Source organism: Streptomyces sp. JNUCC 64, assembly GCF_054484115.1.
Genome location: NZ_CM137015.1, coordinates 360,655 through 385,237 on the forward strand (window position 1 = coordinate 360,655; position 24,583 = coordinate 385,237).

Below are 24,583 nucleotides of genomic sequence, written 5' to 3' on the forward strand. Positions count from 1 at the left end.
CTCTTCTCGGGTCGGTGCCGTGGCGCCGGGTGCGGGGCGACGGGCCGGGTGCGGGCTAGGGGTGGCGACGGAGCGGGCGCGGGGTCAACGGGTGGGCGGGGTCAGGGTGTCCAGCCAGCGGGCGACGGCGTCGGCGGTGGTGCCGGAGTGGTCCTCCAGGACGGTGAAGTGGTCGCCCGGGACGTCCGCCGTGGTGTGCGGCAGCCGCCAGAAGGCGCGGGTGTCCCGTCCGGTGGCGGCCGGGGTGCCGGGCAGCGGGTCCTCGGCCCGCAGCAGCAGGGTGGGGGTGGTGACCGGGCGGGGGTGCCAGTCGCCGAAGACCCGGAGGTAGGCGCCCATCGTGGTCAGTCCGGTGTCGTTGAGGCCCAGGTCGAAGGCGTCGAACCGGGCGACCATGCCCTCGATCATGGCGGGCATCCACCATTCCATGCCGGGCAGCGAGGCGGTGTCCATCGGATAGGTGTCGACCATGGCGAGGCCCGTGGGCGGGGTGCCCCGGCGTTCCAGTTCGGCGGTCACCGCGTGGGCGACGCAGCCGCCGAGCGAGCGGCCCAGCACGGCGAACGGCCTTTCCCCGACGAGTCGTTGGACGGTGTCGGCCTGGAGCGCGACGAAGGTGGCGGAGGTGTCGGGGAGCGCGGCGTCCTCGGTGTAGCCGGGCGCGGGGACGGCGAGGACGTCCCGGACGCCGTCGAAGGTCCGGCTGAGGCGGGCGTACTCGTGGGGGCCGGAGAGCGCGGTGAGGGCCGGGAAGCAGACCAGTGCCTCCGGGGCGTCCCCCCGGGCCAGGGTGACCGGTTCGGCGGCGTGCCGGGCGCGGTCCGCCGTGCCGAAGGCGTCCCGGAGCCGGGCGGCGGCCACGATCACCTCGGTGGCCGCCGTGATCTGCCCGGCGGCGCACAGCTTCAGATAGAGGGCGGTGAGCGGGTCGCCGGGGGCACCGTCGGACGGGCCGGGCCGCCGCTCTTCGCCGAGCAGGGCGCGCAGGTGTCCGGCGAGGGCCTGCGGGGTGGGGTGGCGGATGGTGAGGGCACCGCCGAGCGGGAGTCCGGTGGTGGCGGCGAGCCGGGTGCGCAGTTCCACCGCCGAGAGGGAGTCCAGTCCGGCTTCCACGAACGGCCGTCCGGGGGTCACCCGTCCGGCCTCCGGGTAGCCGAGGACGGCCGCCACCTCGGTGCGGACGAGGTCGAGCAGCGCGGCGTCCAGCCGGGGGCCCGGGAGCGCGGCGTGGCGTTCGGCCCAGTCGGGTCCCGGCGCCGGTCCGGCGGGGACGGGTTCCGTGGCGAAGGCGACGGGTTCCGGGGCGGTGGGCGCGGGCGCCGGGACGGCGGCGGGCCGGGTGGCGCGGGTCACGGTGGCGTCGAGCCAGTGGCGGTCGCGTTGGAAGGCGTAGGTGGGGAGGTCCACCACCCGGGGCGCGAGCCCTTCGAACGCGGCCCGCCAGTCGACGTCCACCCCGTCGGCGTGGAGCTGGCCGAGTGCCGTGAGCAGGGTCCGTTCCTCGGGTCGTCCGGCGCGCAGCACCGGGGTGAGGACGGCCGGGGCCGGTCCGTCGCCGCCCTCCGCGGCGAGGGCGTCCCCCGTCAGGGCGGTGAGGACGCCGTCGGGGCCCAGTTCCACGAACCGGGTGGTGCCGAGGTCCCGCAGCCGCCGCACCACGTCCAGGAACCGTACGGGCCGCCGGGCGTGGGCGGTCCAGTGGTCGGCGTCGAAGCCGCCGTCCGGCACCAGGGCGCCGGTGAGGTCGGAGACCACCGGCAGCACCGGGTCACGGTGGTGGACGGCCTTCGCCGCCCGGTGGAACGCGTCCAGCGCGCCGTCCACGCGGTGCGAGTGGAACGCGTGGGCCACCCGGAGGCGGGAGGTGCGGCGGCCCCGTTCCCGGAACCGGGCCACCAGCGCGAGGACGGGTTCCTCGTCGCCGGAGACGACCACCGAGCGGGGGCCGTTGACCGCGGCGAGCGCGACGGTGTCCGCCACCTCCGCGAGGGCCTCGGTGATCTCCTCCTCGGTCGCCTCGACGGCGGCCATCGCCCCGCCGGGCGGCAGCGCCTGCATCAACCGGCCGCGCGCCGCCACCAGGGCCACCGCGTCCGGCAGTGACAGCGCCCCGGCGACATGGGCGGCGGCCAGCGCGCCCACCGAGTGCCCGGCGACGGCGTCGGGCCGCACGCCCCACTCCGCCAGCAGCCGGAACAGCGCGACCCCGACCGCGAAGAGGGCGGGCTGGGCGTACTCGGTGCGGTCCAGGAGACCGGCGGATCCGCCGGTCTCCCGGCCCTCCCCCGCCGCCAGCACCACCTCGCGCAGCGGGCGGGGCAGCCGTCCCGCGTGGTGGACGTCGAAGGCCGCGGTCACCTCGTCGAAGGCGCGGGCGTAGCCGGGGAACCGGGCGTGGAGTTCCCGTCCCATGCCGGTCCGCTGGCTGCCCTGTCCGGTGAAGAGGAAGGCGGTGCCGCCGCGTCCGCCCGGGCCGCGTTCCCCGGTGGCGGGGGACGCGGCCAGCGCCCGCAGTCCGTCGAGGGCCTCCGCGCGGTCGGCCGCCACCAGCACCGCGCGGTGGTCGTGGCGGGCGCGGGTGGTGGTCAGGGACCAGGCCGCGTCGGCCGGTTCCAGCGCCGGACGGTCCTCCAGCAGGGCCGCGAGACGGGCGGCCTGTCCGCGCAGGGCCCCGGCGGAACGGGCGGAGAGCGGCCAGGGGAGCAGGGGGGACGCCCCGGACGCGGCGGACGTACGGGGCGTGCCGGACGCCCCGGACGTGCCCGACGCCCCAGACGTGCCCGACGCCCCAGACGTGCCCGACGCCCCAGACGTGCCCGACGCCCCAGACGTGCCCGACGCCCCGGACGCCTCGACTACGTCGGGCGTCTCCGGCGTCTTGGGTGCCGTCGCCGTCTCAGGTGCGACCGTCCCGGGTGCCGTGGATGTTCCGGCAGTTCCCGGGGCTCCGGACGGCTCCGGCGCGGCCTTCCCGACGCCACCCGCCTCACGCGCCTCACGGAGCTCGCTCGGCTCTTCCGCGTCCTGGGGTGCCTCCTCCAGGACGACATGAGCGTTCGTACCGCTCACGCCGAAGGCGGAGACCCCGGCCCGGCGGGGGCGGCCGTCGGCGGGCCACGGCCGGGCGGTGTCGAGCAGCCGGACGCCGCCGCCCTCCCACTCCACGTGCGGGGTGGGTTCGTCGGCGTGGAGGGAGCCGGGCAGGACTCCGTGGCGCAGGGCCTGGACCGTCTTGATGACCCCGGCCACCCCGGCCGCCGCCGCCGTGTGGCCGATGTTGGACTTGAGGGAGCCCAGCCACAGCGGACGGTCGTCGGGGCGGCCCCGGCCGTACGCGTCCTGGAGCGCCTGGACCTCGATGGGGTCGCCCAGGGTGGTCCCGGTGCCGTGTCCCTCCACGAGGTCGACGTCGTGCGGACCGAGCCCCGCGTCCGTCAGCGCCCGGCGCACCACCCGTTCCTGGGCGGGGCCGTTGGGCGCGGTCAGTCCGTTGGAGGCGCCGTCCTGGTTCACCGCCGTGCCCCGCACCACCGCCAGCACGGGGTGGCCGTTGCGCCGCGCGTCCGAGAGCCGCTCCACTAGAAGCAGCCCCACGCCCTCCGCCCAGCCGGTGCCGTCGGCTGCGGCGGAGAAGGCGCGGCAGCGGCCGTCCGGGGAGAGCCCGCGCTGCCGGGAGAACTCCACGAACCCCGCGGGGGTGGCGAGCACCGTCGCGCCGCCCGCGAGGGCGAGGTCGCACTCGCCGGAACGCAGCGCCCGCACCGCCAGGTGCAGCGCCACCAGCGACGACGAGCACGCCGTGTCCACCGTCACCGCCGGACCCTCGAACCCGTAGGTGTACGCGATCCGCCCCGACGCCACACTGGGGAGGTTGCCGATGCCCAGATAGCCCTCCAGTTCGGCGGGCACCCCGTCGAGCCGGGAGGCGTAGTCCGGTGCCGTCAGCCCGACGAAGACGCCGGTGGCACTGGAGCGCAGGGTCTCCGGGGCGATGCCCGCCCGTTCGAACGCCTCCCAGGACGCCTCCAGCAGCAACCGCTGCTGCGGATCCGTCGCCAGCGCCTCACGCGGCGAGATCCCGAAGAACTCCGCGTCGAACTCGGCCGCGTCGTGCAGGAAACCGCCGTGGCGGGCGTAACTGGTGCCGGGCCGGGCCGGGTCGGGGTCGTAGAGCGCGTCGAGGTCCCAGCCCCGGTCGGTGGGCCAGGGAGTGATCGCGTCACCCCCGGACGCCACCAGCTCCCACAGCTCCTCCGGGGAGGTCACCCCGCCCGGCAACCGGCAGCTCATCGCGACGACGGCGATCGGCTCCCGCAGCCCCTCCTCCAGTTCGCGCAGCCGTCTGCGCGCCTCCCGGCTCTCCCCGAGGGCGCGCCGCAGATAGCGGCGCAGCTTCTCCTCGTCGGCCGTGCCCGGTGCCGGGGTCGTGCCCCGGTCGTCCGCCGCCCGGTGGTGGTCCATCACGCCTCACTGTCCATCAGGTCGAAGAGTTCGTCGTCGGTCGCCGACTCCAGGTCGACGTCGTCGTCGCCGTCGGGGCCCGGTCCGCCGTCGTCCCAGCGGGCGGCCAGCGCGCGCAGCCGGGCGGCCAGGGCCCGGCCCTCCGGATCGGCGGCGGGGAAGCCGGGGACGGCGAAGCGTTCCAGCAGGGCCAGGGCCTCCAGGGCCGCGCCCGGGCCGTCGGGCCCGGGGGTGCCGGTGGCCGGGGCGGCGGGCAGCAGGGTGGCGAGGTGGGCGGCGACGGCCTCCGGGGTGGGGTGGTCGAAGGCGAGGGTCGCCGGGAGCCGGGTGCCGAGGGCGGTGGCGAGCCGGTCGCGCAGGTCGACGGCGGTCAGGGACTCCAGTCCCAGGTCCTTGAACGCGCGGTCCGCGCCGACCTCGTCGGGGTCGTCGTGGCCCAGGACGTCGGCGGTCTGACGGCGGACCAGGTCGAGGAGTTCCGCGTCCCGGGCTGCGGGTGCCAGCGCGGCGAGGCGGGCCGCCGGGGAGTCGACGGGGCCGGGGGTCCCGGGGGCCTCGGAGAGCGCGGGGCCCCCGGGGGCCAGCGGGTCCGGGGCGGTGGGGGTGACGGCGGCGGCCGGGTCGTCCAGCCAGAAGCGCCGCCGCTGGAAGGCGTAGGTGGGCAGGTCCACCGGGCTGGGGCGGGTGGCGGGGAAGGCCGGGGCCCAGTCCACCGGGACGCCCCGGGCGTGGACGGCGGCGGCCGAGGCGAGGAAGCGGTCCAGGCCGCCGTGATCCCGGCGCAGGGTGCCGGTGACGACGGCGTCGACGCCCGCCGCCTCCACGGTGTCCTGGACGCCGCCGGTCAGCACGGGGTGCGGGCTGACCTCGACGAAGACGGTGTGGCCCGCGTCGACCAGGTCCCGGACCACGGGGGCGAACCGTACGGTGTGCCGGATGTTGCGGTACCAGTACCCGCCGTCCAGCTCCCCCGGTCCGACGGGTTCCCCGGTGACCGTGGAGTGGAACGGCACCCGTCCCTGACGGGGCGTCACGAAGGCGAACTTCTTGAGGAGTTCGTCCCGCACCTCGTCGATCACCGGGGAGTGTCCGGCGACCGTGGCCGCCCTGATCCGCCGGGCGCGCGTCCCCCGCTCGGCGCAGTCGGCGAGCAGCGCGTCCAGGGCCTCTTCGTCACCGGCCACCACCACGGCCGAGGGCCCGTTGACGGTGGCCACCGACAGTCCCGGCCAGGCCGCGATCCGCTGCCCGGCCTCGGCGAGCGGCAGGGCCAGGGAGGCCATGCCGCCCCGGCCGACGAGCCCGGCGAGGACCCGGCTGCGCTCCACGACGAGCCGCGCCCCGTCCTCCAGGGAGAGGATCCCGGCGACGCAGGCCGCGGCGACCTCGCCCTGGCTGTGGCCGACCACCGCGTCCGGCCGCACCCCGTACGCCTCCCACTGGGCGGCGAGCGCCACCAGCACCGCCCAGAGCGCGGGCTGCGCCACCTCCACCCGGTCCGGGGAGGGCGCGCCCTCCACCTCGCGCAGCACGTCGAGGAGCGACCAGTCGAGGTGGGGGTCGAGGGCCCGGGCGCAGTCGGCCAGCCTGGCGGCGAACACCGGGGAGGCGTCCAGCAGTCCACGGGCCATCCCGGCCCACTGGGAGCCGTGTCCGGGGAAGACGAACACCGTCCTGGTGTCCTCGCCCGCGCGGCCCCGGACGAGGTTCCCGGCGGGTTCGCCCGAGGCGAGGGCCGTCAGGCCGTCGGTGAGCCCGTCGTGGCCGGTGGCGACGACGACCGCGCGGTGCGCGAAGGCGGTGCGGTCGGTGACCAGCGCGCGGGCGAGGTCCACGGGGGCGGGACGGGCCGGGTCGAGGCGTTCCAGTAGCCGTCCGGCCTGCGCGGCGAGGGCGGCCGGGGTGCGGCCGGAGAGCACCCAGGGCAGCGGTGCGGACGGGGCCGTCCGGGCGGCGGGCCGGTCGGGTGCCGCGCCCGGCTCCCCGTCGGGTTCCGTCGCCGTCTCCGGCTCCCCTCCGGCTCCCGCCGGTGCCGTGCCCGGGGCTTCGACGGACGTGCCGGTCGTTCCCTGGTCGTGGTGGGAGGCGGCTGTCGTGCCCGGGGCCTTGTCGGACGCGCCGGCCGTTCCGGGACCCCCGGCGGGCATGGTGGCCGTCGCGGGGTCGTCGGTGGACGCGGCCGTCGTGCCCGGGGTTCCGTCGGAGCGGGCCGGTGGCGTCGGCGCGGCATCGCCGGACGCGTCCGGTGCCGTCGGCTCCGACGGCTCCGTCAGGGGGGCGGGCCGTTCGAGCAGGACGTGGGCGTTGGTGCCGCTGACGCCGAAGGACGAGACGCCCGCGCGCGGCGGGCGGTCCCCGGTCGCGGGCCACGGCCGTTCACCGGTCAGCAGCCGGACGCCGCCGGACTCCCAGTCGACGTGCGGGGCGGGTTCGTCCACGTGGAGGGTCGGGGGCAGGACGCCGTGCCGCAGGGCCTGCACCATCTTGATGACTCCGGCCGCCCCGGCGGCGGCCTGGGTGTGGCCGATGTTGGACTTGAGGGAGCCCAGCCACAGCGGACGGTCGTCGGGGCGCCCCTGGCCGTAGGCGGCCACCAGGGCGCGGGCCTCGATGGGGTCGCCCAGGGTGGTGCCGGTGCCGTGGCCCTCCACGGCGTCGACGTCGTGCGGGCCGAGTCCGGCGTCGGCCAGGGCCCGTCGGATGACGCGTTCCTGGGCGGGGCCGCTGGGGGCGGTCAGTCCGTTGGAGGCGCCGTCCTGGTTCACCGCCGTGCCCCGCACCACCGCCAGCACCGGATGCCCGTTGCGCCGCGCGTCCGAGAGCCGCTCCACCAGGAGCAGCCCCACGCCCTCCGCCCAGCTGGTGCCGTCGGCGGCGGCCGCGTACGCCTTGACCCTGCCGTCGGGGGCGAAGGCGCGGTGCCGGGAGGTGGCGACCATCCCCGAGGGGGAGGCCATCACCGCCACCCCGCCCGCGAGCGCGAGGTCGCACTCCCCCGAGCGCAGCGCCCGCACCGCCAGGTGCAACGCCACCAGCGACGACGAGCACGCCGTGTCCACCGTCACCGCCGGACCCTCGAACCCGTAGGTGTACGCGATCCGCCCCGACGCCACACTGGCCGCGCTGCCGTTGTGGAGGTAGCCCTCCAGCTCGGGCGGCAGGGCGCGCAGCCGTCCCGCGTAGTCGTCGTACATCACCCCGACGAAGACGCCGGTGCCGCTGCCCCGCAGGGCCTCCGGGGCGATGCCCGCCCGTTCGAACGCCTCCCAGGACGCCTCCAGCAGCAGCCGCTGCTGCGGATCCGTCGCCAGCGCCTCACGCGGCGAGATCCCGAAGAACTCCGCGTCGAACTCGGCCGCGTCGTGCAGGAAACCGCCGAGCTGGGTGTAGGTGCGGCCGGGCCGGTCCGGGTCGGCGTCGTAGAGGCCCTCGGCGTCCCAGCCCCGGTCGGTGGGCCAGGGGGTGATCGCGTCGCCCCCGGAGGCCACCAGTTCCCACAGCTCCTCGGGGGAGGTCACCCCGCCCGGCAACCGGCAGCTCATCCCGACGATCACGACCGGGTCGTCGGCGTCATCGGGGGCGCCGGGGGAGCCGGACGGGACCCGGGCGGTGGTGCCCGGGGACGGGGTCCCCGCTGCCGACGGGCCTTCCTCCCCCACCAGTTCGGTGAGGAGGTGACGGGCCAGGGCGCGGGGGGTGGGGTGGTCGAAGACGAGGGTGGGCGACAGCCGCAGACCGCTCGCCGCGCCCAGCCGGTTGCGCAGTTCCACGGCGGTCAGCGAGTCGAAGCCGAGGTCCTTGAAGGCCCGGGTGGCGGCGACGTCCTGGTGGTCGTCGCGGCCGAGGACGGTCGCCGCCTCCGCCCGGACCAGGGCGGTCAGGAGGTCCTCGCGGGCCGCCGGGTCGAGGGGGAGCAGCCGTCCGGCGAGGGTGGTGCCGTCCGCCGGGGCGGACGTCCGCGCCACGGGGCGCCGGGCGCGCACCAGGTCCCGCAGCACCGGCGGGAGCCGTTCGGGGTCGGCGCCGTGGCGGAGGGCGAGCGGAACGAGCTGGGCGTGCTCCGAGACCCCGGCCGCGTCGAAGAGGGCGAGCCCCTCGGGGGTGGTGAGCGGCCGGGTGCCGTGCCGGGCGTTGCGGCGGTGGGCGGTGTCGTCCAGATGGCCGGTCAGCTCGCTGGACTCCTCCCACAGCCCCCAGGCGAGGGAGGTCGCGACGAGCCCCCGCGCCCGGCGGTGGGCCGCCAGGGCGTCCAGGAAGGTGTTGGCGGCGGCGTAGTTGGCCTGCCCGGGGACGCCGAGGACGCCCGCGGCGGAGGAGAAGAGCACGAACGCGGAGAGGTCCGCGTCCCGGGTGAGTTCATGGAGGTTCCACGCGGCGTCGGCCTTGGGGCGCAGGACGGTGTCCAGCCGGTCGGCGGTCAGCGCGGTCAGGACCCCGTCGTCGAGGGTTCCGGCGGCGTGGACCACCGCGGTCAGCGGACGGGCCGCCGGGACGGCGTCGAGGACGGCCCGCAGGGCGTCCCGGTCGGCCGCGTCGGCGGCGGCGACGGTGACGTGGGCGCCCAGCGCGGTGAGTCCGGCGACGGTCTCCGCCGCGCCGGGAGTCGCCGCGCCCCGGCGACCGGTGAGCAGCAGGTGCCGCACGCCGTGCTCGGTGACCAGGCGCCGGGCCGCGAGCCCGCCGAGCAGCCCCAGTCCGCCGGTCACCAGGACGGTCCCGTGGGAGGGGGTGAACTCCCCGGCCCGGGCGGCGGGTCCGGGGGTGACGGGGACGAGCCGGGGGACGTGGGCGACGCCGCCGCGCAGGGCGAGCTGGGGTTCGCCGGAGGCGTCGGCGGCGGCGACGGCCCCGGCGAGCCAGCGGCCGTCGGCGTCCGGCTCCGCGTCCGGGTCGGCGTCGAGGAGCAGCAGCCGTCCGGGGTGCTCGGACTGGGCCGTGCGCAGCAGGCCCCAGACCCCGGCGGTCGTCAGGTCCGGCGCCTCGCCGTCGACGGACACCGCGCCCCGGGTCACCACGGCCAGCCGCGTCCCCTCCAGCGCGGGACGGGCCAGCCAGTCCTGGACCAGGGCCAGGACGTGGTCCAGGGCGGCCCGGGCGCGCACCGGCACCGAGGGGTCGTCGGGGTCAGCCAGGGTGTCCGTGCCGGACGTGCCGTGGGGAGTGTCCGTGCCGGGCGGGGCGGCGGGTCCCCGGGCGGGGACCTCGTGGCAGACCGTTCCCGGTACGCCGTGTCCGGCGCGGAGCGCCTCCTCGACGGCGGCGGGGTCGTCGAAGACGGTCAGCGGGCCGTGGGGCGCGGCGGGGCGCGTCCCGGCGCGCAGCAGCGCCACCGCGCCGGACACCGAGGCGGCTCCGGTACCGGCCGCCGTCCCTCCGGTCGCCGCTCCGGACGTCGTCCCGGCGGGCTGGGGCAACGGGCGCCAGATCAGCCGGTGGAGGGGGGTGCGGGTGGGGTCGTCGTCCGTGAGCCGTCCGGCCGGGACCGGTCGGTACACCAGGGAGGCGATCGACACCACGGGGGCGCCGGTCGGGTCGGTGGCGTCCAGGGACAGTCCGCCGCCGTCGATGGGGGCGAGCCGTACCCGGAGGGTCGTGGCGCCGGTGGCGCGCAGCCGTATCCCGCTCCAGGCGAAGGGCAGCAGGGCGCCCTCCGGACGGTCCGGGGACGGCTCGGCGAACCCGGCCGCGTGGAAGGCGGTGTCCAGCAGCACCGGGTGGAGGCCGAACTCCCCCGCCCGTGCCCGCTCCTCCTCGTCGAGGGCGACCTCGGCGAAGAGTTCCCCGTCGCGCCGCCAGACGCCGCGCACGCCCTGGAAGCGGGGTCCGTAGACCACCCCGGACTCCGCGAACCGGTCGTACAGGCCGTCCAGCGGGACGGCGACCGCCCCGGGCGGGGGCCAGGCGCCGGGCTCGGGCGCGGCGGCGCGGGCGGGGGCGTCCGCGCGGGTGAGGAGGCCCGTGGCGTGACGGGTCCAGTCGGTGTCCTCGGGGGCGTCCTCGGGCCGGGCGTGGAAGGTCAGCGCGCGGCGGCCGTCGGCGTCGGGCGGGGCCACGGCGAGCTGGAGCCGGACGGCGGCGGTGGCGGGCAGCACCAGCGGGGTCTCGATGAGCAGTTCGTCGACCGTGTCGTACCCGGTCTCGTCGGCGGCGCGGACCGCCAGTTCCACCAGGGCGGTGCCGGGCAGGACGGTGCGGTCGAGGACGGTGTGGTCGGCGAGCCAGGGCTGGGAGCGGGCGGCGAGGCGTCCGGTCAGCAGCAGGGTGCCGTCCTCCGCCGTGCTGAGCGCCGCGCCGAGCAGGGGGTGCCCGGCGGGCCGCAGTCCCAGCGCGGAGGCGTCGGCCGGGCCCGCGACGGCGGGATCGAGCCAGAAGCGGCGCCGCTGGAAGGGGTAGGTCGGCAGATCGGGAACGGGGGTCTCCGGGCCGGGCGCGGCGGGGCCGGGGAACGCCGGGGTCCAGTCGACCGCGACGCCGTGGACCCACGCCTCGGCGGCGGAGGTGAGGAAGCGGGCCGGGCCGCCCTCGCCCCGGCGCAGCGAACCGGTGACGGTGACGGGCGCGTCCACCGCCTCCGCCGTCTCCTGGACGGCGGCCGTCAGCACCGGGTGCGGGCTGGCCTCGACGAAGACGTCGTGGCCCGCCGCGACCAGTTTCCGCACGGCCGGTTCGAACAGGACGGTCCGGCGGAGGTTGGTGTACCAGTAGGAGGCGTCCATCGGGGTGTCGCCGAGCCAGTCGCCGGTGACCGTGGAGAGCAGGGGGATCACGGGCGGGCGCGGGGCCACCGGGGCGAGGACGTCGAGGAGTTCGTCGCGGATCCGCTCGACCTGGGGGGAGTGCGAGGCGTAGTCCACCGCGATCCGGCGGCAGCGGATCCCGTTCCGTTCGGCGTGGGCGACGAGTTCGTCGAGGGCGCCGGGGTCCCCGGCGACCACCACGGAGGAGGGCCCGTTGACCGTCGCGACGGAGATCCGGCCCTCCCACCGGGCGACGGTCTCCCCGGCCTCCGCGAGCGGCAGGGCCACGGACACCATGCCGCCGCCGCCCGACAGGGCGCCGATGGCCCGGCTGCGCAGGGCGACCACCCGGGCGGCGTCGTCGAGCGTCAGGGCGCCCGCGACGTACGCGGCGGCGATCTCGCCCTGGCTGTGTCCGACCACGGCGTCCGGCCGGACCCCGTGGGACTCCCACAGCTTCGCCAACGACACCATCACCGCCCACAGGACGGGCTGGACGACGTCGACCCGGTCGTGGCCGGGCGCGCCGTCGGCGCCGCGCAGCACCTCGGTGAGGGACCAGTCGGTGTGGGGCGCGAGGGCGCGGGCGCAGTCGTCGACGGCGGCGGCGAACACGGGCGAGGAGTCGAGGAGTTCCCGGGCCATGCCGGTCCACTGGGAGCCCTGTCCGGGGAAGACGAACACCGTGCGGGGGTCGCTTCCGGCGGTGCCGCGCACCAGGGCGGGCGCGGGCAGGTCCGAGGCGAGCGCGTCGACCCCGGCGAGCAGGGCGTCGCCGTCGGCGCCGACGACCACGGCCCGTTCCTCGAACGCGGTCCGCCCATGGGCCAGTTCGCGGGCGACCGGCACCGGGTCGGCGGCGGTGAGGAGTTCCGGCCGGGCGGCGAGCGCGGTCGCCCGGGCGGTCAGTGCGGCGGGGGTGCGGGCGGAGAGCAGCAGCGGCAGGGCGGCGGGGCGGGACGCGGAGGCGCCGTCGCCGGAACCGCCGGGGGCGTCGCCGTCCGCCGCCGTGGGCTCGGGGGCCTGTTCCAGGATGACGTGGGTGTTGGTGCCGCTCATCCCGAAGGCGGAGACCCCGGCCCGGCGGGGCGCCCCGGTCCCGGGCCAGGGCCGGGCCTCGGTCAGCAGTTCCACCGCGCCGGACGTCCAGTCGACGTGCGGGGAGGGCTCGTCCACGTGCAGGGTCTTCGGGAGCACGCCGTACCGCATGGCCTGCACCATCTTGATGATCCCGGCGACTCCGGCGGCGGCCTGGGTGTGGGAGAGATTGGACTTCACCGAGCCCAGCCACAGCGGACGGCCCTCCGGCCGCTCCTTGCCGTAGGTGGCGAGCAGGGCCTGGGCCTCGATGGGGTCGCCCAGGGTGGTGCCGGTGCCGTGCGCCTCGACCGCGTCGACCTGGGCGGCCGTCAGCCCGGCGTCGGCCAGGGCCTGGCGGATGACCCGGCGCTGGGCGGAGCCGTTGGGGGCGGTCAGTCCGTGCGAGGCGCCGTCCTGGTTGGCGGCGGTGCCCCGGATGACGGCGAGCACCCGGTGGCCCAGACGGCGGGCGTCGGACAGTCGCTCGACCAGCAGCAGGCCCACCCCCTCGGACCAGCCGGTGCCGTCGGCTCCGGCTGCGAACGCCTTGCAGCGGCCGTCGGGGGCCAGTCCGCGCTGCCGGGAGAACTCCACGTAGGTGCCCGGGGTGGTCATCACGGTCACCCCGCCGGCCAGCGCGAGGTCGCATTCGCCGGAGCGCAGGGAGCGCACCGCGAGGTGCACGGCCACCGAGGAGGCGGAGCAGGCCGTGTCGACGGTGAGGGCGGGCCCCTCGAAGCCGAAGGTGTAGGAGATCCGCCCGGACGCCACGCTCGCCGCGTTGCCGACCAGGACGTAGCCCTCCAGGTCCTCGGGGACGGCCGTGGCGGCGGGGGCGTAGTCGTTGCCGTTGCCGCCGACGAAGACGCCGGTGCCGCTGCCGCGCAGGGTCTCGGGGCGGATGCCCGCCCGTTCGAAGGTCTCCCAGGCGGTCTCCAGCAGCAGCCGGTGCTGGGGGTCGACGGCCAGTGCCTCACGGGGCGAGACGCCGAAGAAATCGGCGTCGAAGGCGCCCGGTTCGGTGAGGAAGGCGCCGCGCCGGGTGGACGAGGTGCCGGGCCGGTCGGGGTCCTGGTCGAACAGGGTGGTCAGGTCCCAGCCCCGGTCCCCGGGGAAGTCCCCCACGACGTCACCGCCCTCGGAGACCAGCCGCCAGAGGTCCTCCGGGGAGTCGATGCCACCGGGAAAGCGGCAGCCCATGCCGACGATGGCGATGGGTTCCCGGTCGCCGTCCTCGGCCTCGCGCAACTTGGCGCGCGTCTCGTGCAGTTCGGCGGTGACCCGTTCCAGGAGGTACCGCATACGGCTGTCGTTCATGTTCCACCCTTCGTGCGGACGGCCCGGTGCGGGGTCCGGCGCGGGAGAGGTCGAGCGGCGGGAGGGGAGACGAGGGGGCGGGGGTAACGGAAGAAGGGGGACGGGAGGGGCGGCGGGAGGGGGCGCGGCACGCTTGCCGACGGCGGGTCCCGGGCGCCCCGGTCCCGGGACCTCGGGAGCCGGGCCCCTCAGGGACCTCGGGGGTCTCGGAAGCCGGGGCCTCAGGGGCCTCAGGGGCCTCAGGGATCTCAGGGCCTCAGGTGATGCCGAGTTCCTTGCCGATGAAGTCCATCAGCTCGTCGTCGGTGGCCGCCGAGAGCCCGGCGGCGACGTCCCCGTCCCGTGCCGGTGGGGCGGACCCCGTCGGACCGTCCGCCGCCAGCGCGGTCAGCCGGGCCGTGGCCACCGCCCGTTCCGGGCCGTCGGCCGGAAGGGCCGCCAGCAGTTCCTCCAACCGGTCGAGTTGACCGGAGAGTTCCTCCACCGCGGCGGTCCCGCTCGTCGCCCCGGGCGCCGCCGGGACGAGCAGCTCGTGCAGCAGTCCGGCCAGCGCGTGCGGGGTGGGGTGGTCGAACACGACGGTGGTGGGCAGACCGAGCCCCGTGCGCTGGTTGAGCCGGTTGCGCAGCTGGACGGTGGTGAGCGAGTCGAAGCCCTGCTCCTTGAAGCCCCGGTGGACGTCCACGGAGTCCGCCGGGCCGCCTCCCCTGACCTCGGCGACCTGGGTCCGGACGAAACGGAGCAGCAGGGCGTGCCGGTCCCGTCCGGCCGTCGCCGCCAGCTCCGCCAGCAGCCCGTCGGGGCCGGTCCGCCCGGCCGGACCGGCGGCCCCGGCGACGCGGGTGCCTCCGGTGAGCGGGTCGAGCAGCGGATGGGGGCGCGACGCGGCGAGGGTCGCCCAGTCGGCGCGGCAGACCACCAGATGGGTCTCGTCCCGGTCCAGGGCGAGTTCCAGCGCGGTGACGGCGTCCTCCGGGTCCAGCGGCAGCAGCCCGTGCCGTTCGGCGTGGCGGGCGGCCCCGCCGTCGGCGATGCCCTCGCCCGCCCACAGCCCCCAGGAGACGGAGGTGGCCGGGAGGCCCTCGGCGCGCCGCCGGAAGGCGAGGGCGTCGAGGTAGGCGTTGCCGGGCGCGTAGTTGGCCTGTCCGGGGGTGCCCGCGACCCCGGTGACGGAGGAGAACAGGACGAACGCGGACGGGTCGTGGGCGCGGGTGAGTTCGTCCAGGTGGCGCGCGCCCGCCGCCTTGACCCTGAGCACCCGGTCCATCCGTTCGGGGGTGAGGTCGGTGAGGGGCGCGTCGTCGAGGACCGCGGCGGTGTGCACCACCGTGGTGAGGGGGTGTTCGCCGGGGATCGCGGCGATGACCCGGGCGAGGGCCTCCCGGTCGGAGACGTCGCAGGCGGCGAGGGTCACCCGGGCTCCCAGCGCGGTGAGTTCCCCGCGCAGGGCGTCCGCGCCGGGCGCGTCGGCGCCCCGTCGGCTGAGCAGCAGCAGGTGGTCGGCGCCCTCGCGGGCCAGCCAGCGCGCGGTGTGCCGGGCCAGCGCCCCGCTCCCGCCGGTGATCAGTGCGGTGCCCCGGGGGGTCCAGCCCCGGTCCGGGGCTCCGGCCGGTGCGGTCTCCCCGGCGGCGGACACCAGCCGTCGGGCGAGCAGTCCTTCAGGGCGGACGGCCAGTTCGGCTTCCCCGTGACGGCCGGTGAGCGCGGTGAGCACCCGGGCGACGGCGGTGGCGTCCGCCCGGGCGGGCAGGTCCACGATGCCGCCCCAGCCGGTGGCCTCGGTGGCGGCGACGGAGGCGAGCCCCCAGACGAGCGCCCCGGTGGGGTCGGCGACCCGGTCGTCTGGGCCGGTGGCCACCGCGCCGTGGGTGAGGGACCACAGGGGCGCGGTGGTCCCGGTGGCGTCCAGGGCCTGGAGCAGGGCGGTGGTGGCGGCCAGGGCGCGTGGCAGGGCCGTCCGGCCGGGCTCGGGGCGGTGGTCCAGGGAGAGCAGCGACAGCACTCCGGTCACCGGTTCCGAGGGCTCCCGGCCGGTGGTGCGGGTGAGCAGGGCGGCGAGGGAGGCACGGTCCCGGTCGGCGTCCCCGACCGGGAGGACGTCGACCCGGGCGCCCGCCCGGGTGAGGGCGTCCGCCAGCGGCGGGCCCCAGACGGGGTGCGGGCCGCCGTCCTCCCCGGCGGGCAGCACCAGGAGCCAGCGGCCCCGTACGGCGCCGGGCCCCGGATCGGTGACGGGGTGCCAGCGCAGCCGGTACCGCGAGCGGTCGGCCCCGGCGCTCCGGTCGCGGTCGGCGCGCCAGGACGCCAGCAGGGGCAGTACGGTGCCGAGGGCTTCGCGGTGGCCGCTGTCCTCGGTGCCGAGGGCGGCGGCGAGGGCGTCGAGGTCACCGTGGGCGACGGGCTCCCAGAAGCGGTCGTCGCGGTCCGGGGCGGCCGGGGGCGCGGGGTGCCCGGGTTCCGGGGCCCAGTACCGTCGGCGCTGGAACGGATAGGTCGGCAGGTCCGTCCGGCCCGGGCCGGACCGGCCGAGGACGGCGCGCCAGTCGACGTGCGCGCCCCGGGCGTGGACCGTGCCGAGCGCGGTCAGCAGGGTCTCCGGTTCTGGGCGGTCCCGGCGCAGCGCGGCGGCGAGGGCGGGCGGCGGCACTCCGTCGGGGCGGTCGCCGCCGAGTCCCTCCTCGGCGAGCGCAGTGAGGACCGCGTCGGGTCCGATCTCCAGCCAGGCGGTGACGCCGTCCGCCTCCAGCCGGCGCACCACGTCGAGGAAGCGGACCGTGCCCCGGGCGTGGGCCCCCCAGTATCCGGGCGGGACGGGACGGTCGGCGGTGAAGAGGCCGCCGTCGAGGGCGCTGAGCAGGGGGACGCGCGGGGGACGGCGGACGAGTCCGGCGGCCACCCGGTCGAGTTCCCCGGTCACCGGGTCCATCAGCGGGGAGTGGAAGGCGTGGCTGGTGCGCAGCCGGGTGGCGCGGCGGCCCCGGGCGCGCAGCCGTTCCACCGTGGCGAGGACCGTGTCCTCGCGTCCCGATATCACCGTGGCGAGGGGGCCGTTGACGGCGGCGATCCCCACGCCGTCCTCGTGGCCCGCGAGTTCGGCGCGCGTCTCGGTCTCGTCCGCCTCCAGCGCGGCCATGGCGCCGCCCTCGGGCAGGGCCTGCATCAGCCGGGCGCGGGCGGCGACCAGCGTGGCGGCGTCTTCGAGCCCGAGGACGCCCGCGACGTGCGCCGCCGCCAGCTCGCCCACCGAGTGCCCGGCCACCACGTCGGGGCGCACGCCCCAGGACTCCAGCAGCCGGAACAGCGCCACTTCGAGGGCGAACAGCCCCGGCTGGGTGTAGAGGGTGCGGTCCAGCGGGGAGGGGGCGGTGACGGCCGGGGCCCCGGCGGACGGCCCACCGGGCTCCGGAGCCGGGTCCGGTTCCGGGCCGGAGACCGGGTCCGGTTCCGGGGCCGCCCCCGGTTCCGGACCGGAGGCCGGGTCCCGGTGCGGGGCCGGGTCCGGTTCCGGCGTGGAGTCCGCTCGGGGCGCCGGGTCCGCGGAGGGCTCCGAGGACGCGCGGGGTCCGGAGTCCGCGTGAGGCTCCGATCCGGTGCGGGGCTCCGATCCGGTGCCGGGCTCCGGGTCCGTGTGAGGCTCCGGGTCCGGTCCGAGGACGGTCCGGCGCAGCGGCTCGGGGGCGTCCAGGCGGGCGTCGAGGGCGGCGCAGACCTCGTCGAAGGCGGCGGCGTAGACGGGGTAGGCGTCGTACAGCTCCCGCCCCATGCCGGTCCGTTGGCTGCCCTGTCCGGTGAAGAGGAACGCCAGCCCGCCGGAGGCGGCGGCCTCGCCCCGGACGGTTCCGCCGGGTATCCCGCCGCGCGCCAGCTCCCCGACGGCGGCCCGGAGGTCAGGGGACCGGCGGCCCACCACCACCACGCGGTGGGCGAAGGCGGTGCGCCCCGCGAGCGCGTGGCCCACCCCGGCCGGGTCCGCGTCGTCCGCCAGCGCCCCGTCCAGCCGCGCGGCCTGGTCGCGCAGCGCCTCGGGGGTGCGTGCCGACAGCACCCAGGGGACGGGCAGTTCACGGACGGGGGCGGCCGGTGACGGCCCGGGGGCGGGCGGCGCCTCCTCCAGGACGAGGTGGGCGTTGGTGCCGCTGATGCCGAAGGCGGAGACGGCGGCGCGCCGGGGGCGGCCCTCGGTGGCGGGCCAGGGCGTGTCACGGGTGAGGAGTTCGACGGTGCCGTCGCTCCAGTCGACGTGCGGGGTGGGCCGGTCGACGTGCCGGGTCGCGGGCAGCGTCCCGTGGTCGAGGGCCTGCACCATCTTGATCACCGAGGTGACGCCCGCCGCCGCCTGGGTGTGGCCGAGCACCGACTTCAGGGAGCCGATCCGCAGCGGCCCCGCACCGGCGCGGTCCCGTCCGTAGGTGCCGATCAGGGCCCGGGCCTCGATGGGGTCCCCGAGCGCGGTGCCCGTGCCGTGGGCCTCCACGGCGTCCACCTCGGCGGCGGTCAGCCGGGCGTCCGCGAGGGCCTGCCGGATGACGCGCTCCTGGGAGGGGCCGTTCGGCGCGGTCAGCCCGTTGCTGGCGCCGTCCGCGTTGACCGCGCTCCCCCGGATCAGGGCGAGCACCCGGCGTCCGGCGCGGCGGGCGTCCGACAGCCGCTCCAGCAGGACCAGCCCCACCCCCTCGGACCAGGCGGTGCCGTCGGCGGCGGCGGCGAACGGCTTGCAGCGGCCGTCGGGGGCGAGACCGCGCTGGCGGGCGAACTCCGTGAACATGCCCGGGGCGGCCATCACGGCCGCGCCGCCCGCGAGGGCGAGGTCGCACTCCCCCGAGCGCAGCGCCCGCACCGCCAGGTGCAACGCCACCAGCGACGACGAGCACGCCGTGTCGACCGTGAGCGCCGGGCCCTCCAGTCCGAGGGCGTAGGCGATCCGGCCGGAGGCGACGCTGACGGTGGCGCCGGTCAGCCGGTGGCCCGCGCCGTCACCGGTGGCCTCGTGCAGCCGGGGACCGTACTCCTGCTGGGTGGCGCCCACGTAGACGCCGGTGCCGGTGCCGCGCAGGGCGACGGGGTCGATCCCGGCCCGTTCCAGCAGTTCCCAGGAGGTCTCCAGCAGCAGCCGCTGCTGGGGGTCCATCGCCTCCGCCTCGCGCGGCGAGAGTCCGAAGAAGTCGGCGTCGAACCGGTCCGCGTCGTACAGGAACCCGCCCCGGCGCGCGTACGTCCCGCCGGGGCGGTCCGGGTCCGGGTGGTGGAGGTCCTCGGGCCAGCCCCGGTTGACGGGGAACCCGCCGGTCGCGTCCGTCCCCGACAGCAGCAGGTCCCAGAGGCGTTCGGGGGTGTCGGCGCCGCCGGGCCAGCGGCCCGCCGTGGCGGTGACGGCGATCGGGTCGTCGTCGGGCCGGACGGGAAGGGGCGGTCCGGAGGCGGCGGCCGGGGCGGCCGGCTCCAGGTGCCGGGCGAGGGCGAGCGGGGTGGGGTGGTCGAAGACCAGGGTCGACGGCAGCGGCAGCCCGCTCGCCCGGGACAGCCGGTCCGCGAACTCCACCGCGCCCAGCGAGTCCAGTCCGAGGTCGGTGAAGGTGCGTTCCGGGTCGACGCCCCGGCCCGGCGGGTGCCCCAGCGTCTCCCGGGCGGCGGCCAGGACGAGGGCGAGCAGTCCGGCGGCGCGCGCGGTGGACGCGGCGGGGGCGTCGGCACCGGTGGTGGTGCCGGTGGTGGTGCCGGGCTCGGCCTCCGGCCCGGGCGCGGTCCCCGCCCCGTGTCCGGCCGTCCCGGCGGTGGCGGTGGTGTCCGCGTCCTCCGACGGCACCCGCTCGTCCGACGCGTCCGGCGGGTCGGCGGGGGACGGAGAAGGCGAAGCGGCCGACGGAGGTGCCGGGCTGGCCGGGCCGGCGGGGACCGCACCGGTGGACGGCGACGGGACCGGTACGGCAACGGGCTCGGCGGCGGAGCCGGGAACGGGCGTGGCGGCCGGGTCGGCGAGGCGGAAGGGCCGCCGCTGGAAGGCGTACGTCGGCAGCGGCACCCGCTCCTCGTGGACGTCGCCGAAGAGACCGCGCCAGTCGGTGTCGGCACCCGCCGCGTGGAGTTCCGCGAGAGCGGTGAGCAGCGAGAGCCGTTCGGGCGTCCCCGGCCGCAGCAACGGCACCACGGTGGCCCGGGGCGGCCGGGGCAGTGCCGCCAGGCTCTCCCGGGTCAGGGCGGTGAGGACGTTGCCGGGGCCCAGCTCGGCGTACCCGGTGACGCCCCGGGCGGCCAGTTCCCGCACCGCGTGGTGGAAGCGCACCGGGCGGCGGAGGTGTTCGGCCCAGTGGTCGGGCGAGGCCAGCTCCTCGGGGGTGGCGGGCCGTCCGGTGCGGTCGGAGACCACGGTGACGGTCGGCGGACGGAACCCCACGGTGGCGACGACCTCGCGGAACGCGTCCACGGCGGCGTCCATGTGCGGGGAGTGGAAGGCGTGGCTGACCCGCAGCCGCCGGGTCCTGCGACCGCGCGCCGCGAACCGGGCGGCGACCTCGGCCGCCGCGTCCGCGTCCCCCGAGACGACGACCGAGCGCGGCCCGTTGACGGCGGCCAGCGCCAGCGCTCCCGGACGGTCGGCGAGTTCCCGCAGGGCCTCCTCCTCGGTGGCCTCCAGGGCGATCATCGCCCCGCCCTCGCGGGCCTCCTCCATCAGCCGTCCCCGGGCCGCCACCAGGGTGACCGCGTCGGCGAGGGTGAGGACCCCGGCCGCATGGGCGGCGGTGAGCGCGCCGACCGAGTGCCCGAGGACGGCGTCCGGCGCCGGAAGGCGCGGGGCCACGGTCCGGTGCAGCGCCACCCCCAGCGCGAACACGCCCGCCTGGGTGTACCGGGTGCGGTCGAGGAGCGCCGCGTCGGGGGTGTCCGGCGCGGCGAGGAGCACCTCGCGCAGCGGACGGTCGAGATGGGCGTCGAAGAGCGCGCAGACCTCGTCGAGAGCGTCGGCGAACACCGGGTCGGACCGGTGGAGTCCCAGGCCCGCGCCGGGTCGCTGACTGCCCTGGCCGGGGAAGAGGAAGGCGACCGGGGCGGCGGCCCGTACGGGTCCTCGGCCGGTGACGACCCCGGGCGCGGGGGTGCCGTCCGCCAGGGCGTCCAGCGCCTCCAGCAGGCCGCCCCGGTCGGTGCCGAGCGCCACCGCGCGGTGGGCGAACGGGGTGCGGGTGACGGCCAGGGAGTGTCCGAGGTCGCCGGGGGCGAGCCCGGGACGGGCCCGGACGTGGGCGGCGAGCCGCCGGGCCTGGGCGCGCAGGGCGGCGGGGGTGGCGCCGGACAGCGGCCAGGGGACGACGACGGCACCGGGCCCGGCGTCCGCCCCGTCACGGGCGTCGGCGCCCGGGGCGGCCCCGCTGGGGACGTCCGGGTTCGCCACGGCCGCGATTCCCACCGCCGCGTTTCCCCCGTCCGCGCTCCGGGCAGCCGCGCTGGACCCGGTACCGGCGCCGGACACCTCGCCGGTGGCCGTGCCGGACTCACCCTCGGTACCGATACCGGTACCGGACACGTCGCCGGTGGCCGTGCCGGACCCGCCATCGATACCGGTACCGGGCCCCGTACCGCCGTCCGTACCGCGATCCGTTCCGCCGGTCCCCGTACGAGCCCCGGTCTCGGACCCGGCTCCACTACCGGCGACGGCGCCGGAACCGGCGGGGCGGGTGTCGGCGCCGGGCGGTTCGGCCAGCAGCACATGGCAGTTGGTGCCGCCCATGCCGAAGGAGCTGACCCCGGCGATCAGCCGCCGGTCGGGCCGGGGCCAGGGGCCCAGGGCGCGCTGCACCCGCAGCCCCAGCTCGTCGAGCGGGATCCGTGGATGGGGGGTCTCGTGGTTGAGGGTCGCGGGCAGCCGCCGGGCGCGCAGGCTGAGCAGCGTCTTGAGCAGTCCGGCGATCCCGGCCGCGCCCTCCAGGTGCCCGATGTTGGTCTTCACCGACCCGACGGCCAGCCGCTCGGCGTCCGGCCGCCCGGCGCCGTACGCCGCGCCGAGCGCGGCGGCCTCCACCGGGTCGCCCACCGGGGTCCCGGTGCCGTGGAGTTCGACGTACTGGACCTCCCGTGGATCGACGCCGGCCTGCCGGGCCGCCGCGCGCAGGACGTCGCGCTGGGCGTCGGCGCTCGGCACGGTCAGTCCCTCGGTGGCGCCGTCGTTGTTGACCGCGCTGCCGAGGATCACCCCGTGCACGCGGTCGCCGTCGGCGAGCGCCGCCGCCAGCGGTTTGAGGAGCACCGCGCCGCCGCCCTCGCCCCGGACGTAGCCGTTGGCGCGGGCGTCGAAGGTGAACGAGCGCCCGTCCGGGGAGAGTCCGCCGAAGCGGGCGGCGGCCGAGGTGCTGTCGGGGGCCAGGTTGAGGTTCACCCCGCCCGCGAGCGCGAGGGCGCAGTCGCCGTCGCGGACCGCCCGGTAGGCCAGGTGGAGGGCGACCAGGGCGGAAGACTGGGCGGAGTCCACGGTGAGGCTGGGACCGCGCAGCCCGAGGGCGTACGACACCCGGTTGGCGAGTAGACCCCGGTTGAGCCCGGTGAGGGTGTGCCGGGTGAGGGGGTCCGCGCCGGTCCGGTGGCGCAGGGTCGCGTAGTCGTGGGCCATGGCGCCCACGTAGACCCCGACGGGGCTCCCGGCGAGGGCGGCGGGGACGATCCCGGCCTCCTCCAGCGCCTCCCAGGCCAGTTCGAGGACGAGCCGCTGCTGGGGGTCCATCTCGGCGGCCTCGCGCGGGGAGATCCCGAAGAAGTCCGCGTCGAAGTGGTCCACCCGGTCGAGGAACCCGCCGGGCAGACCGGCCTCGCGCGGCGCTCCGGGACCGCCGCCAGGGGCGTCCCGTCCCTCCGGCGGAGCGCCCGGGGCGTCCACACCGCCCGAGCGGTCCGGGCCGTCCGGACCGCCCCGCCCCCGGCGCTCCCCGGGGAGCGGACGGATCGCGCTCCCGCCCCGTCGCAGCAGGTCCCAGAAGGCGTCCGGATCGGGGGCCCCGGGCAGTCGGCACGCCAGCCCGATCACGGCGACGGGGGCGGCGGCGGGGGCGGCCTGGGCCCCGCCGGTCCCGGTCACGGGGTTGTCAGCCTGCCTGGTCATCGCTCTCGCCCGGCCCTTCCCGTCTGCTCCGCGCGCTTGAATTCCCACGGAGTCCGAATTCCTCGGCGAATTCTCCGGAAAGGAGGGTCGAATTCCCCTTCTCTGTTCCGGCGCCATCGCCCACATCCTTCCTTCGGGCCGCTTCGCACGCCTACCCCTAATCTCCCCCTAGTCCCCGCATCCCCGCTGCAAGCGGCCATGTTGACGACAGTCGGGGGTCGATGGCGGCGTTTATCCGACGACCCGCGCTAGGGGTCCCGATTAGGGGTTCCCCCGAAAAAGCGGACCGACATAGCGTCGACCGCTGACAGGAGACGGCACGACGATCCACCCGGCCAGAGGAGAATGTCATATGGACGAGCTGACCGAGGCGGTTCTCCGGGGAGCCCCCGCCGACGAACTGGAACGCGCTCCGGTCCCCCGGGACTTCGTGGCGGCGCACATCCGGCGCGAGGACGTCGGCATGTTCGACGGGGACGCGGACAGCGACGTACGGCGCTCGCTACGGGTCGGCCGGGTGCCGATGCCCGAACTCGCCCCGGACGAGGTGCTGGTGGCGGTGATGGCCAGCTCCGTCAACTACAACACCGTGTGGTCGGCGACCTTCAAGCCGGTGTCGACGTTCGGCGCCCTCCGGCGGTTCGCCCGGGCGGGCGGCTACACCGCCCGGCACGACCAGCCGTTCCAGGTGGTCGGCTCGGACGCGGCGGGGGTGGTCGTCCGGGTGGGCGCCGGGGTCCGCCGCTGGCGGATCGGCGACCACGTGGCCGTCAACGCGGCGGTGGTGGACGAGCAGGACCCGGTGACGCACTCCGACGGGATGCTCGGCGCGGACCAGAAGGCGTGGGGGTACGAGACCAACTTCGGCGGCCTGGCGCACTACACCGTCGTCCGGGCCAGCCAGTTGCTGCCCAAGCCCGCCCATCTGACCTGGGAGGAGACCGCTTGCGTGCCCCTGTGCGGCGGTACCGCCTACCGGATGCTGGTCAGCGACCGGGGGGCCCGCTTCAAGCAGGGCGACATCGTGCTGATCTGGGGCGCGGCGGGCGGCCTCGGCGCCTTCGCCGTGCAGCTGGTCAAGAACGGCGGGGGCATCCCGGTGGGGGTGGTGAACTCCGAGTCCAAGGCGAAGCTGCTGGAGCGGCTGGGCTGCGACGTGGTCATCAACCGGGAGGAGATCGGCATCGGCGGCGTCCCGGCGACCGGCGCCGGGACGGTGGAGCTGGCCAAACGGCTCGGCCGTGCCGTCCGGGCGGAGCTGGGCGAGGACCCGCACATCGTCTTCGACCACGTCGGCAGGGCCACCTTCGGGATCTCGGTGATCGTGGCCCGGCGCGGCGGCACCGTCGTCACCTGCGGTTCGAGCACCGGCTACGAGCACTCCTTCGACAACCGGTACTTCTGGATGAACCTCAAGCGGATCGTCGGCAGCCACGGCATGAACCTGCACGAGGCGGCGGAGATGATGCGGCTGATGAAGCTCGGCGCGATCTCTCCGGTGCTGTCGGAGGTCTTCCCGCTGTCCCGGATCGGGGAGGCGGCCCGGCTGGTGCAGACGAACCGGCACACCGGGAAGGTCGGGGTCCTGGCCCTGGCACCCGCTCCCGGGCTGGGGGTCACCGACCCCGGACTGCGGGCCGCGATCGGGGAGGAGCGCCTCAATCCGCTGCGGCCGGTCCCCTCCCCGGCGCTCACCGGCTGAGCCTCCCGGGCTCCGGCCCCCGGCCCCACGGCCCCACGGCCTCACGGGCCCCGCCGCACCGGCCTCCCGTCTCCCCGGGCCGCCTCGCCTTGCCCACCCCACCGGCCTCCGCGCCCCCGGGGCCACCCCCACCGACCTCCCCAACCCCGGGGCCCCCACCGGCCTCCGCACCCCCACCCCACCGGCTCCCGGAACGTCACG

At 77.3% G+C, this 24,583-nt stretch carries 2 protein-coding genes and 2 pseudogenes; 1 reads left to right on the top strand and 3 read right to left on the bottom strand.

Annotated features, from left to right (window positions below):
- Nucleotides 1-84 precede the first annotated feature (84 nt).
- From ACVWNX_RS01445 to ACVWNX_RS01455, 3 genes and pseudogenes are all read right to left on the bottom strand, one after another.
- Nucleotides 85-4,371: pseudogene (locus ACVWNX_RS01445) on the bottom strand (type I polyketide synthase); the annotation flags it as partial.
- Between the two features lie 89 nt (nucleotides 4,372-4,460).
- Nucleotides 4,461-13,589 (bottom strand): annotated as a pseudogene (locus ACVWNX_RS01450) (type I polyketide synthase); the annotation flags it as partial.
- 262 nt (nucleotides 13,590-13,851) lie between these two features.
- Nucleotides 13,852-22,680, bottom strand: coding sequence for an SDR family NAD(P)-dependent oxidoreductase (locus ACVWNX_RS01455; protein WP_454411996.1), 8,829 nt, complete (start codon nucleotides 22,678-22,680; stop codon nucleotides 13,852-13,854).
- A gap of 352 nt (nucleotides 22,681-23,032) precedes the next feature.
- Here ACVWNX_RS01455 and ccrA point away from each other — a divergent pair, with 352 nt between their 5' ends.
- Complete coding sequence (ccrA, locus tag ACVWNX_RS01460; RefSeq protein WP_454411997.1) at nucleotides 23,033-24,382, top strand: crotonyl-CoA carboxylase/reductase; 1,350 nt, start codon at nucleotides 23,033-23,035, stop codon at nucleotides 24,380-24,382.
- Nucleotides 24,383-24,583 lie beyond the last annotated feature (201 nt).